This is a genomic window from Pseudomonas sp. GW821-FHT02H06 (assembly GCF_059421525.1).
Genome location: NZ_JBWKVD010000022.1, coordinates 29,314 through 41,270, shown reverse-complemented (window position 1 = coordinate 41,270; position 11,957 = coordinate 29,314). Strand labels below are relative to the sequence as shown.

The following is an 11,957-nucleotide window of genomic DNA, read 5'->3' as shown; positions in this document are numbered from 1 at the left end:
TCACACCGCAAAATTGTTGGTGCTCACACCGTCCTCTTCCCGGCTAAAGCCGGTCCTACGATGACACCGCATTCATCCAGCTGCACCGCGTGTTCTAAATGTAGGACCGGCTTCAGCCGGGAAGGCGTCGAGGGTCATACCGCAAATTGATGGTGCTCACACCGGCCTCTTCCCGGCTAAAGCCAGTCCCACTGAAAGCATGCATTCCTCCAGTGGCACCCCATGCGCCAGACGTAGGGCCGGCGCAAGCCGAGACAGCTTCAGGCGCCCTGCCCGTCGAGTTCGGCGAGCATGTCCTGGGGGATCACCAGCTCGGCGGCCGTCAGGTTTTCGTGCAGATGCGCCACCGAGGAGGTGCCCGGAATCAGCAGCAGATTAGGCGCACGCTGCAGCAGCCATGCCAGTGCCACGCACATTGGCGAGGTGTCGAGGCGTGTGGCGACGTCCGACAGGGTCTGGGACTGCAACGGCGTGAAACCGCCCAGCGGGAAGAACGGCACGTAGGCGATGCCCTGCTTGCCGAGTTCTGCGATCAGCTGCTCGTCATCTCGGTGGGCCAGGTTGTAATGGTTCTGCACGCAAACCACCTGGGCAATGCCCTGCGCCTCGGCAACCTGTTTCGCACTGACGTTGCTCAGGCCCAGATGCTGAATCAGCCCCTGACGCTGCAATTCAGCCAGCGCACTGAACTGCTCGGCTATCGACGCTTCATCCGGCGAATGCCCGGTGCCCCACGCCCTGAAGTTCACCACATGCAGCGCTTCCACGCCGAGATTGCGCAGGTTGTCGTGCACCGCGCTCACCAGTTCCGCCGGGCTGTTGGCGGGATTCCATGAAGCGTCGGTGCCTCGGGAGGCGCCAACCTTGGTGACGATAAGCAGCTCGTCGGCATAAGGATGCAGGGCCTCGCGGATCAGGCGGTTGGTGACATGGGGACCATAGAAGTCGGCCGTATCAATGTGGTTGACCCCAGCGGCCACGGCTTCACGCAGAACGGCGATGGCAGCCGCGTGATCTTTCGGCGGTCCGTAAACGCCGGGCCCTGCCAGCTGCATGGCGCCGTAACCCATGCGGTTGACGGTGCGACCGCCGAATGAAAAGTGTCCTGCCTTGCTGGCCTGGCTCATGGGTGACGCCTCGTGATCAAGAATGTGGGATGGCTCAAGTGGTGGGCTGACTATAGGCGTTGACCGCTGCGCTGATAATCAGGTGCAATCGGCACGGGCTGTACGAGTGAGCGGACAATGGCGACAGACATTCAGGATTTGCTGGCCTTCGTGGCCGTGGTCAACGCAGGCGGTTTTCGTGAAGGCGCACGGCTGAGTGGCAAGTCGGCGTCCAGCCTCAGCGATGCTGTTCGACGCATGGAGTCTCGCCTGGGCGTGCGCCTGCTCAACCGCACCACCCGCAGCGTCGTCCCGACCGAAGCCGGCGCGCGGCTGATGGAACGGATTGTCCCGGCCCTCGGCGAAGTCGAATCCGCGCTGGACGTGGTCAATGATTTCCGCGACCGCCCTTCCGGCACGCTCAGGCTCAACGTGCCCGTCAGCGCCGCCCGCCTGATATTGCCGGCGATCATTACCCCGTTCCTGCAAGCGCACCCGGACATCCGCATGGAAGTGGTCACGGAGGAAAGCTTCGTCGACATGCTCGCTGCCGGCTGCGACGCTGGCATCCGCTACGACGACCGCCTGGAACAGGACATGATCGCCGTGCCCATTGGCCCGCGTGTTCAGCGTTTCGCGACCGCCGCATCGCCGGCGTACCTCGACGCCCGGGGCCGCCCTGAACATCCACGGGACCTGCTCAACCACAGTTGCCTGCGGGGCAAATTTCCGAGCGGCTCGATACCTTTATGGGAATACGAGCGCGACGGAGAAGAGGTTCGCGTCGAGCCGACCGGCCCGTTGACCGTGCGGATCGGCGGCGCCGTCGACCTTGCCGTGCAAACCGCCATCGACGGCCTGGGCATCGTCTCGTTGTTCGAAGACTGGTTGCGCCCCCATCTGGACAGCGGCGCGCTGGAACCGGTGCTCGAACCCTGGTGGCCAAGCTTCAGCGGGCCATTTCTGTATTACCCGGGGCGGCGCTATGTGCCGTCACCGCTGAGAGCCTTTCTGGACTTCATCCAGCGGCGGGCGTGATGCTTGTCCGTGCACAGAACTGACCAGATATTTTAAATAAATAACTGCAAGTTCATGGTCGAACTAGCCCGCAGGATGTTGCAGCTAGATAATCAGGCAAAAAAAAACGCTGCATTCAATGCAGCGTTTCTTTTATAGCGTTTGTAGTTGAAGCCGCCAGGGCACTGGCGATCAACCATTTTGACGACCGTAACCCATGATGGTGTAGTCAAGGCTGTGGGTCACGCCGGCGTGGTCAACATAAACCATGGTGGATTGCACCGGACCATCAACTTTCTGTGGGTCCTGGGCGTTTTTAATGCTGATCACTTTCGCGACGTCGATACCTTTGTGGCGGTTGTATTGTTCAACCTGGACCGAGTGCTGTTGGCCGGTGGCCGGGAGTTCGCCGGCAGCGGCAAATACACTGACGAGGGACAGAGCAGCGAAGGCTAATACTTTCATGGTCGTTCTCCAGAAGTTCATTAAGTAGTAAGGGAGCAAAGCGCTTGTCGTTTGCTTCTGGGGCCATTCTGTTCGTGATCGGCGCAGATGATAAATACTTAAAATCGATAAGGCCCATCACCGTCATCGATGCTTGAGTTAATTAGATCAATTTCCGTAATAGACCCTTGCGTATTCTGTTAACTCACAACTTTCAACACATCGAGTGAGACTGGCGCAGCCCCCCCGTTAAGTGCGACAGATGCAGGGACTGCTCTACGGCGGAGCGCGTCATGTTGTCGCGGGTGATTGAACTGCCTGTCGGGAAATATTTTCAGCGCAATCAAACATTTCCAATGATGAACGTACTACCATTCATCCCGCTGACTCGTCCCGAACCAAAATGTCCGAGCAGACCTATATAAAGCGCTGGCCACTGGCACGGCGCTATTTTTTAAAACAAACCGAAGCCTTGATGCCGCCTCACGAGCCTGCTCGTGGCGCAGTGCGTCAACCGTGATGACCGTCTGAGGTTGTGATGCAGAAATTGATGATTAACGGCCAGGAGCACGACCTGGATGTCGCCGACGACATGCCATTGTTGTGGGTCCTGCGCGACGTGATGGGCCTGACCGGCACCAAATACGGTTGCGGCATTGCCCAGTGCGGCGTGTGCACCGTGCACTTGGACGGCCAGGCCGTGCGCTCATGCGTACTGCCGGTGAGCGCCGTCGCCGGCCGCAAGGTCACCACCATCGAAGCGGTGGGCGAGCAGGCCGTGGGGCAGGCGGTACAGAAAGCCTGGCTGGACCATGAAGTCGTGCAATGCGGCTACTGCCAGTCGGGGCAGATCATGTCCGCCGTCGCGCTGTTGCAGGAACACCCCAAAGCCAACGACGAGCAGATCGTCAACGCCATGTCGGGCAACCTCTGCCGCTGCGCCACCTACACCCGCATTCGCGCCGCCATCAAAAGCGTCAGCCAGGCCTGAAGGAAGTCATCATGTCCGAATCACAATCATCTGCCGCGATGCTCTCGCGTCGCGGGCTGCTCAAAGGCAGTGCGCTGCTGGGCGGGCTGGTCATCGGCACCTACCTGCCGGCGTCAGTCACCCGCAGCTTCGCCGCTGATCTGGTCAAGGGCGCCAGCCTGGGCGACAACGCCGAGCAAGGCTATGGCGCCTTCGTGCGCATTGACCACAGCGGCGCCGTCACGCTGATTTCGTCGAAGATCGAAATGGGCCAGGGCGTGCAGACCGGCATCGCCATGATGGTCGCCGAAGAGCTCGAAGTGCCGCTGAGCCAGATCACCATCACCGAGGCCCCGCCCAATGCAGCGCTGTACACCGACGCGCTGCTGAGTTTCCAGGCCACCGGCGGTTCGACCTCCACCCGCTACAGCTGGGAGCCTTTGCGCAAGGCCGGCGCCGGTGCACGGATCGTGCTGATTCAGGCAGCGGCCATGCGCTGGAAAGTCGCGCCGAGCCAGTGCCATGCCGAGAACGGCCGGGTCATCGGCCCGAACGGCCAAAGTGCCGGTTACGGTGAGCTGGTCGACGCTGCGGCGAAGCTGCCGCTGCCGACCGAGATCCCCCTCAAAGCCGTCAGCGAATTCAAGCTGCTGGGCAAGCCGGTCCAGCGTTTGGACACCCCGAACAAGGTCAATGGCACGGCGAAATTCACCATCGACCTGCAAGTGCCGGGGATGCTGATTGCGTCCACCCTCACCTGCCCGGTTCATGGCGGCACGCTGCGCGGCGTCAAGAATGAAGACGCTGCGCGCAAGGTCCCCGGCGTGCGCGATATCGTCCGTCTGGACAACGCGGTGGCGGTGACGGCGAGCAACTTCTGGTCCTGCCAGCAAGCGCTCAAGGCGCTGGACATCGACTGGGACCTCGGCCCCCATGCCGGTCTTGATTCGGCCCAGCTGGACAAATCGCTGTTCGAGGCGAGCGCTGGCGACGGTGTGTTCGCGCACCAGTCCGGTGACATCGCCGGGGCGTTGAAAAACGCCTCGAGCCGCTTCGAAGCGATCTACGAACAACCCTTCCTGTCTCACTCCCCTCTGGAGCCGATGACCTGCGTCGCCCATGTGCGCGCCGACGCGTGCGAGTTGTGGGTCGGCTGTCAGGCGCCGGGGATGGCCCAGGCGGGCGCCGCCAAAGTCTGCGGCATGCCGGTGGAAAAGGTGGTGATCCATAACCAGTTGATCGGCGGTGGTTTCGGCCGCCGCCTGGAGTCTGACTTCATCTTCCAGGCCGTGGACATCGCGCGCCAGTTGAGCTACCCGATCAAGCTGATCTGGAGCCGTGAAGAGGACATGACCCACGACCGTTATCGTCCGCACTACGTCGACCGCCTCAATGCGGCGCTGGACAAAGACCTGCGTCCGGTGGGCTGGGAGCATCGCATCGCCGGTGCCTCGGTGGTCGCGGCCTATATCGGCGCATTGCCGGCTGACGGCGTCGATGGCGATGCCGTGGAAGTGGCGAAGGACCCGATCTACACCCTGCCCAACCTGCAGGTGCGCTACATCCGTCACGACCCCGAGGTGATTCCGGTCTCGTGGTGGCGTGGCGTCGGACCGCTGCGCAGCACCTACGCCATCGAGTGCTTCATCGACGAGTTGGCGCACAACGCCAAGGTCGATCCGGTGAAATACCGCCTGGCGCTGATGCAGTCGCAACCCCGCGCTCAGGCGGTGCTGACCAAAGCGGCGCAACTGGTGGAGTGGGACAAGCCGCTGCCTGCCGGCTCCGGCCGTGGCGTGGCGGTGACGGCGGTGTTCGGCAGCTTTGTCGCGACCATCGTCGAGCTGGAGAAGCAAGGCGACAAAGGCCTGCGCATCAAGCGGCTGGTGACGGTCATCGACTGCGGCTTCGCGACCAACCCGACCTCTGTAGCGTCGCAGATGGAAGGCGGCACGCTGTTCGGTCTGTCGGCCGCACTGTTCAACGAAATCCTCGTCGAGAAGGGTCAAGTGCAGCAGACCAACTTCCACGAGTACCGGCAGATCCGCATGAGCGACGCGCCACCGGTGGAGGTGCACATCGTCGACAGCGTCGAGACCCCTGGCGGTGTTGGTGAAACCGGGGCCGTGCCCGCTGCGGCCGCGCTGGTCAATGCGGTGTACGCCGCGACCGGTGTGCGTGAGCGTCGTTTGCCGTTGAGCCGCTTTGGCTATTTCACTGTTTGAGGAGCGCGTCATGAACGTTTTCAACACTGCGCTCGGACTTGTGGCCGGTTTGCTGGCCAGCACCGTTTACGCGAGCGACACCCCAGCGATGAGCAAGGGCGAATACCTGACCCGCGCCGCTGATTGCGTGGCCTGCCACGTCGTGCCGGGCGGCAAGCCGTACGCCGGCGGGCTGGAATTTAAATTGCCGTTCGGCAGCCTGTATTCCCCCAACATCACCCCGGACAAAGAAACCGGGATCGGCAACTGGACCGACGACGAATTCGTCGACGCCCTGCAAAAAGGCGTGGGCAAGGACGGCAAGCATTACTACCCGGCCTTCCCTTACACCTCCTACACGCTGATGTCCCGGGAAGACATCCTGGCGATCAAGGGCTACCTGTTCAGCCTCGAACCGGTGAAGCAAATGCCGCCTGAGAACAAGATTTCGTTCCCGTTCAATCAGCGCTGGGGAATGATGTTCTGGAACGCGATTTTCGCCGGCAACGAACGCTTCGTCCCGGACAGCAAGCAATCGGCTGAATGGAACCGCGGCGCGTATCTGGTGCAGGGCCCGGGCCACTGCGGCGAATGCCACACCCCACGCAACATCTTCCAGGCGATGAGCACCGGCAACTCACTGGCGGGTGCGGAACTGGGCAACTGGATGGCCTACAACATCAGTTCCGACGCCAAATACGGCATCGGCGCCTGGCCGGAAGACGCCATCGTCAGCTACCTGTCGAAGGGCTACGCGGCCGGTTTCGGCGGCGCGGGCGGGCCAATGGGTGACGCGGTCGAGCACAGCCTGCGCTACCTTGATCCAGCGGACCTGAAAGCCATCGCGGTGTACCTCAAGAGCACGCCGGCGAGAAGCGAGGGCATCCCCCGCCCAACCATGGCGGTGAACGACGCCGCGCTGCAAAAGGGGCTCGGCCAGAAGCTGTTCAACGACACCTGCGTGGCCTGTCACCAGATCGACGGCAGCGGGCGGCAATCACCGGCGGGTGGGTTGGCCGGTTTGAAAACCGTCAACGACCCCAAAGGCCGTAACCTGATGGCGACGCTGCTGGAAGGTCACACGCCAACCGCTGCTCGGGTCGACCAGCGCATGCCTGACTTCGCCCGCAGTTACAGCGACGCTGAACTGGCGGCCGTAAGCACCTTCGTGCTGCGTCGGTTCGGTCAGAGCGACGGCGAGGTCAAAGCCGAAGACGTCGCCAAAAACCGCGCCAGCGCGTTGCATTGATGGAAGGGTGGCGCCGCTGATTCTCCTCTGAGTCAGCCGCGCTGCCAGGCTATTCGGCGGTTCAGGGCTTCGGCACCTGCGCCGCCACCGCTGCCTTGTCGATCACCGACGCGACGTTGACGATACGCCCCGCCTCAAACGTGTAGAACACGTTCTCCGTAAACTGCACCCTCCTCCCGTTCACCGCCACCTCGAACAGCTCGCCCACCGGCGTGCAATCGAACGTCAGCCGCGCGGCAATGTGCGGTGGCTCGGCAATCAGCAGATCGATGACGAAACGCAGGTCAGGAATGGCGCGGAAATCCCGCTCCAGCATCTGCCGATAGCCGGCCAGGCCGACGCGCTCGCCGTTGTAATGCACCTCCTCGCCGACGAAGTCTCCCAAGGCAGCCCAGTCCTGGCGATTGAGGCAGGCGATGTAGCCGGTGTAGGCGTCTTTGAGTGTCTGGTGGTCCATGGTGTCTCCCGGGGTGGGTAGGGCAAATGAATGTTAGTCCCACTGCAAACAGGCGATGCTTTTAGTGGGACTGGCTTTAGCCGGGAAGAGGCCGGCATGAACACCATCACGTTTGCAGTGTGACGACTGATGCCTTCCCGGCTGAAGCGGTCCTACTGAATGGCTGCGGTGTGTCAGTGCTACCGGCTGCAAGAAGATGCCTCAGCCAGGAAGTGCTAGGTTATCCGCACTGACTCGATGAAGGCACAATCATGTCCACCCACCCTCCCTTCTCCGGTGCGAAAGTCGCGATTCTGTGCAACGGTTCGCTGCTGACGTACCAACGTGATGACAAGCCGGAGATCCCGTGGCCGAATCTATGGGACCTGCCCGGCGGCGGCCGCGAAGGCGACGAGACCCCGGAAGAGTGCGCCGTGCGGGAAACGCTGGAAGAATTCGGCATTGTCCTCGACCCCGCTTCCTTCATCCACAAACGGGTCTACCCGGGTCAGGGCGTCAACGGGCTCGACACCTGGTTCTTCGTCGCTGAAGTGGCTGACGGCCTTTTCGATCAGGTGGTGTTCGGCGACGAAGGCCAGCGCTGGCAGGTGATGACGGTGGAGGCGTTTCTTGCGATGGACAACGCGGTTGACCGCCTGCAACACCGCTTACGCGAGTTCATGGATCAGTAGCGTTGACACGTCCAGCACCGAAGGACGCCCGCCCCGACTCACCCAAACAGAGACAAATTGACGCAGGCATGGCGTTTTTTTGATATCGTCACCGGAATTAACTAACCGGTTAATTACGCGACGGATAATGCCGGAAGAACTCCATCTGGCAGCCATCACGCTCTAAACCCTTGTCCCCACCTCACTTGATCGGTCGTCCACGACCCTTCTTCGCGTCAGCAGGAATGCCTCATGAATCACTCACAACCTTCGGCAGCCGTCAGCCGCTGGCCCATTCGGGTCGTCGCGCTGGGCGTGCTGGTTTTCGGATTACTTTTTGCAGCCGGCGGCGGCTATCTCGTCACGCTAGGCGGCAGTGCGTATTTCCTGCTGGCCGGTCTGGGCCTGATTATCTCGGCCGTCCTGCTGTTCCGGCGTCGCCTGTCAGGCGCGTGGCTGTTCGCAGCGGTGATGCTGCTAACGCTGATCTGGGCGCTGGTGGACGCCGGGCTGGTGTTCTGGCCGCTGGTTTCCCGCCTGTTTGCGCTTGGCGTGCTGAGTCTGCTGGTCGCGCTGATCTACCCTTGCCTGCGCAAGGCCAATGGCCTCGCAGCCGGTCGCGTCGGTTACCTCGTTGGTGGTGTGCTGGCGGTGGCGCTGGTCGCCGGGTTCTGGGGGATGTTTCAGCCCCATGCCTCGGTGTCGCCGACGGGCGATGGCCCGGCGCTGACCAAAGTCGATCCGGCCCACGCGCAGAAAGACTGGGCCCATTACGGCAACGATGAGGGCGGCAGCCGCTTCGCCGCGCTGGACCAGATCAACCGCGACAACGTCAGCAAGCTGGTGCCGGCCTGGACCTACCACACCGGCGACGTCGCCATCAGCGACGGCAATGGCGCCGAAGACCAGATGACCCCGTTGCAGATCGGCGACAAGGTGTTCATCTGCACGCCCCACAACAACCTCATCGCGTTGGACGCCGATACCGGCAAGCAATTGTGGAAAAACGAAATCAACGCCAAGTCCGCCGTGTGGCAACGCTGCCGCGGGCTGGCCTATTTCGATGCCAGCGCCGCCGTTGCGCCACCCACCGATGGCAGCACCCCAGCCGCGCCGGTCGCAGTGCCGGCCGGCGCCAACTGCCAGCGTCGTTTGCTGACCAACACCATCGACGCGCGCCTGATTGCCGTGGACGCCGACACCGGCGAGTTCTGCCAAGGCTTCGGCAACAACGGCCAGGTCGACCTCAAGGCCGGTCTGGGCAACGTGCCCGATTCCTACTATCAACTGTCATCGGCGCCGCTGATGGCCGGCACCACCGTGGTCGTCGGCGGACGCGTGGCCGACAACGTACAGGCCGACATGCCGGGCGGCGTGATCCGGGGCTTTGACGTGGTCACCGGGCAGATTCGCTGGGCGTTCGATCCGGGCAATCCCGAAGACAAGCAGGCCCCTGCCGCCGACAAAACCTATGTGCGCAGCACGCCGAACAGTTGGGCACCGATGTCCTACGACCCGGCCATGAACACGCTGTTCCTGCCGATGGGCAGTTCGTCCACCGATATTTATGGTGTGAAACGCACGGAGCTCGACCACACCTACGGCGCCTCGGTGCTGGCATTGAACGCCACCACCGGCGTGCAGAAGTGGGTGTATCAGACGGTCCACAACGACCTCTGGGATTTCGACCTGCCGATGCAGCCAAGCCTGATCGACTTCGCCAAGCCTGACGGCAGCAAGGTGCCGGCGCTGGTCATCGGCACCAAGGCCGGGCAGATTTTCGTCCTCGATCGCCACACGGGCCAGCCGCTGACCGAGGTCAAGGAAGTCCCGGTCAAGGCGTCGAACATCCCCAACGAACCCTACTCGCCGACCCAGCCAAAATCCGTGGGCATGCCGCAGATCGGCGCGCAGACACTGACCGAATCGGACATGTGGGGTGCCACGCCGTTCGACCAGCTGCTGTGCCGGATTTCGTTCAAGAAGATGCGCTACGACGGCCTGTTCACCGCGCCGGGCACCGACATTTCCCTGAGCTTTCCGGGCTCCCTGGGCGGGATGAACTGGGGCAGCCTGTCGACCGACCCGGTGCATGGCTTCATCTTCGTCAATGACATGCGCCTGGGCCTGTGGATTCAGATGGTGCCGCAGTTGAAGGACGCCATCGCAGCCTCCGGCGGTGAAGCGCTGAACACCGGCATGGGCGCCGTGCCGCTGAAAGGTACGCCCTATGCTGTCAACAAAAACCGCTTCCTGTCCGTGGCCGGCATCCCGTGCCAGGCGCCGCCGTTCGGCACGCTGACCGCCATCGACATGAAGACCCAAAAAATTGCCTGGCAAGTGCCGGTGGGCACCGTTCAGGACACTGGCCCAATGGGCATCAAAATGCACCTGCCGCTGCCGATCGGCATGCCGACGCTGGGGGGCACGCTGTCGACCCAGGGCGGTCTGGTGTTCATCGCCGGCACCCAGGATTACTACCTGCGCGCGTTCAACAGCGCCACCGGCGAAGAAGCCTGGAAAGCCCGCTTGCCCGTTGGCAGCCAGGGCGGCCCGATGACGTATGTGTCACCGAAAACCGGCAAGCAGTACATCGTCATCACCGCTGGCGGCGCCCGTCAGTCGGCGGATCGGGGTGATTACGTGATTGCCTACGCGTTGCCTGACGGCAAGTAACCGTTCCCACAAAAAAACCGCTGACGCCTTGATGAAGGGCGCAGCGGTTTTTTTTTGCATCAGGGGAAAGGCTCGGGCCGGAGTCATTTTGGGAACTGCGTTTACCTTGTGGGACCGGCTTCAGCCGGGAAGGCGTCGGGCGTCACGCTGCAAAATCGAGGGCGATTACACCGGCCTCTTCCCGGCTAAAGCCGGTCCCGCTATCGAACCGCGTAAGCCTTGTAGGCAGCGATCAATTACTCGCCACTTCCGCCGAATTACCGGTGGTCACCAGCGCCTTGAGCGAGGCGTCGAACTGCTTCAGGGCGTTTATCTGCAGGTCGCGCTGCTGGTTGATCTGCGCGGCGATCTCCGGAGCGGCCTTGTCGTGGACCCACACCGAGGTCAGCTCTTTCGCGCCGAGGCCTTCAGCCTTGCCGATGTATTGCAGGTTCGAGTCGTAGAACTTCGCGATGAAGCGCGCTTCCACTTGAGAGTTACGCTGGGACACCAGGCGGCTGTAGGTGTCGAGCATGACCACCACGTCCGGCCGCGCCTGCATCAGCGCGTCGAGATTGTCATACACGGTCACCGACGCGAACTGTTTCTCCAAAGAACCTTTCAGCCAGTCCATCGCCAGTTTCGGATCGGAGCTGCTGACAAACGCCTCACGAATACGCGAATCCAGCCCGCCATTCTTGACGCCTTTCAGCGCCACCGCGTGATAACGCTCAAGGTATTCGAGGGTGCTGACGGTGTTTTCGCTGTAGAGCACACCAACGCTTTGAGAAGACTGCAACGCCACACGGCTTTCAACCACCGGCAGCAAATGGCACGCCTCGGCGTCTGCCGCGGAAAGAGAGCCTGCCGCTGCAGCAGAACCCGTAGCGACGAAACCGCTGGACAGCACGGCGACGAGGGTCAGCAGGGTTGAAATTTTCATCGCGTGGCGTCCTTCTCAAGCAAGTTCGGTATGGGGCCATCCTCCTCTCTTCCGAGAAAAAGAGAACTCGCCTACCGTGATGGTCACTATCGATTTCAGGAATGGTAGGCGGAGTGAGAAACACCATTACCGATGCTTCAACAAAGCCTGAGCGTCCCATAGAGGCGCCGCCCTATAGAAAATACGACGCCAGGTCGTGGGTGACGTTCAACCTTATTTGCTCCCCTTGGGCGAAAGGTAGAAAGCTGCCCTCGAACGAAAA

Annotated in this window: 10 protein-coding genes; 6 read left to right on the top strand and 4 right to left on the bottom strand. The window is 62.0% G+C overall.

Going from position 1 to position 11,957, the window contains the following annotated elements:
* Positions 1-260: 260 nt before the first annotated feature.
* A complete protein-coding gene (locus tag AC07VF_RS24560; protein WP_495009848.1) occupies positions 261-1,127 on the bottom strand; it encodes an aldo/keto reductase family oxidoreductase in 867 nt (288 codons plus the stop codon).
* Between the two features lie 117 nt (positions 1,128-1,244).
* Between AC07VF_RS24560 and AC07VF_RS24555 the strand changes: the two genes are divergently transcribed.
* Complete coding sequence (locus tag AC07VF_RS24555; protein WP_495009847.1) at positions 1,245-2,144, top strand: LysR family transcriptional regulator; 900 nt, start codon at positions 1,245-1,247, stop codon at positions 2,142-2,144.
* Positions 2,145-2,315: 171 nt separating this feature from the next.
* Here AC07VF_RS24555 and AC07VF_RS24550 read toward each other — a convergent pair whose 3' ends face one another.
* The gene (locus AC07VF_RS24550; protein WP_192172323.1) at positions 2,316-2,588 is read right to left on the bottom strand and encodes a DUF2790 domain-containing protein; all 273 of its coding nucleotides are present in this window, start codon (positions 2,586-2,588) and stop codon (positions 2,316-2,318) included.
* A gap of 517 nt (positions 2,589-3,105) precedes the next feature.
* On the opposite strand from AC07VF_RS24550, the gene AC07VF_RS24545 reads away from it, so the two are divergent.
* Genes AC07VF_RS24545 through AC07VF_RS24535 form a run of 3 tightly spaced genes read left to right on the top strand, consistent with a single transcriptional unit; the run spans position 3,106 to position 6,990 of the window.
* Positions 3,106-3,558, top strand: coding sequence for a (2Fe-2S)-binding protein (locus AC07VF_RS24545; protein WP_074893339.1), 453 nt, complete (start codon positions 3,106-3,108; stop codon positions 3,556-3,558).
* An 11-nt stretch (positions 3,559-3,569) separates the two neighbouring features.
* Positions 3,570-5,762, top strand: a complete 2,193-nt coding sequence (locus tag AC07VF_RS24540; protein ID WP_495009846.1) for a xanthine dehydrogenase family protein molybdopterin-binding subunit — start codon at positions 3,570-3,572, stop codon at positions 5,760-5,762.
* 10 nt (positions 5,763-5,772) lie between these two features.
* A complete protein-coding gene (locus AC07VF_RS24535) occupies positions 5,773-6,990 on the top strand; it encodes a c-type cytochrome (protein WP_192172321.1) in 1,218 nt (405 codons plus the stop codon).
* A 61-nt stretch (positions 6,991-7,051) separates the two neighbouring features.
* Here the strand turns inward: AC07VF_RS24535 and AC07VF_RS24530 are convergent, their stop codons facing one another.
* Positions 7,052-7,447: an ester cyclase gene (locus AC07VF_RS24530; RefSeq protein ID WP_495009845.1), complete on the bottom strand. Its 396-nt coding sequence runs from the start codon at positions 7,445-7,447 to the stop codon at positions 7,052-7,054.
* A gap of 251 nt (positions 7,448-7,698) precedes the next feature.
* On the opposite strand from AC07VF_RS24530, the gene AC07VF_RS24525 reads away from it, so the two are divergent.
* Together AC07VF_RS24525 and AC07VF_RS24520 are read left to right on the top strand one after the other, a co-directional pair.
* Positions 7,699-8,118: an NUDIX hydrolase gene (locus AC07VF_RS24525; RefSeq protein WP_495009844.1), complete on the top strand. Its 420-nt coding sequence runs from the start codon at positions 7,699-7,701 to the stop codon at positions 8,116-8,118.
* Positions 8,119-8,349: 231 nt separating this feature from the next.
* A complete protein-coding gene (locus tag AC07VF_RS24520; protein WP_495009843.1) occupies positions 8,350-10,773 on the top strand; it encodes a glucose/quinate/shikimate family membrane-bound PQQ-dependent dehydrogenase in 2,424 nt (807 codons plus the stop codon).
* 232 nt (positions 10,774-11,005) lie between these two features.
* Here AC07VF_RS24520 and AC07VF_RS24515 read toward each other — a convergent pair whose 3' ends face one another.
* Entirely contained in the window at positions 11,006-11,695 is a 690-nt protein-coding gene (locus tag AC07VF_RS24515; RefSeq protein WP_495009842.1) for an ATPase, read from the bottom strand.
* Between the last annotated feature and the right edge of the window lie 262 nt (positions 11,696-11,957).

Coding starts and splice junctions, on each gene's coding strand:
- AC07VF_RS24560 (WP_495009848.1), bottom strand. CDS start 1,127: ATGAGCCAGGCCAGCAAGGCAGGACACTTTTCATTCGGCGGTCGCACC.
- AC07VF_RS24555 (WP_495009847.1), top strand. CDS start 1,245: ATGGCGACAGACATTCAGGATTTGCTGGCCTTCGTGGCCGTGGTCAAC.
- AC07VF_RS24550 (WP_192172323.1), bottom strand. CDS start 2,588: ATGAAAGTATTAGCCTTCGCTGCTCTGTCCCTCGTCAGTGTATTTGCC.
- AC07VF_RS24545 (WP_074893339.1), top strand. CDS start 3,106: ATGCAGAAATTGATGATTAACGGCCAGGAGCACGACCTGGATGTCGCC.
- AC07VF_RS24540 (WP_495009846.1), top strand. CDS start 3,570: ATGTCCGAATCACAATCATCTGCCGCGATGCTCTCGCGTCGCGGGCTG.
- AC07VF_RS24535 (WP_192172321.1), top strand. CDS start 5,773: ATGAACGTTTTCAACACTGCGCTCGGACTTGTGGCCGGTTTGCTGGCC.
- AC07VF_RS24530 (WP_495009845.1), bottom strand. CDS start 7,447: ATGGACCACCAGACACTCAAAGACGCCTACACCGGCTACATCGCCTGC.
- AC07VF_RS24525 (WP_495009844.1), top strand. CDS start 7,699: ATGTCCACCCACCCTCCCTTCTCCGGTGCGAAAGTCGCGATTCTGTGC.
- AC07VF_RS24520 (WP_495009843.1), top strand. CDS start 8,350: ATGAATCACTCACAACCTTCGGCAGCCGTCAGCCGCTGGCCCATTCGG.
- AC07VF_RS24515 (WP_495009842.1), bottom strand. CDS start 11,695: ATGAAAATTTCAACCCTGCTGACCCTCGTCGCCGTGCTGTCCAGCGGT.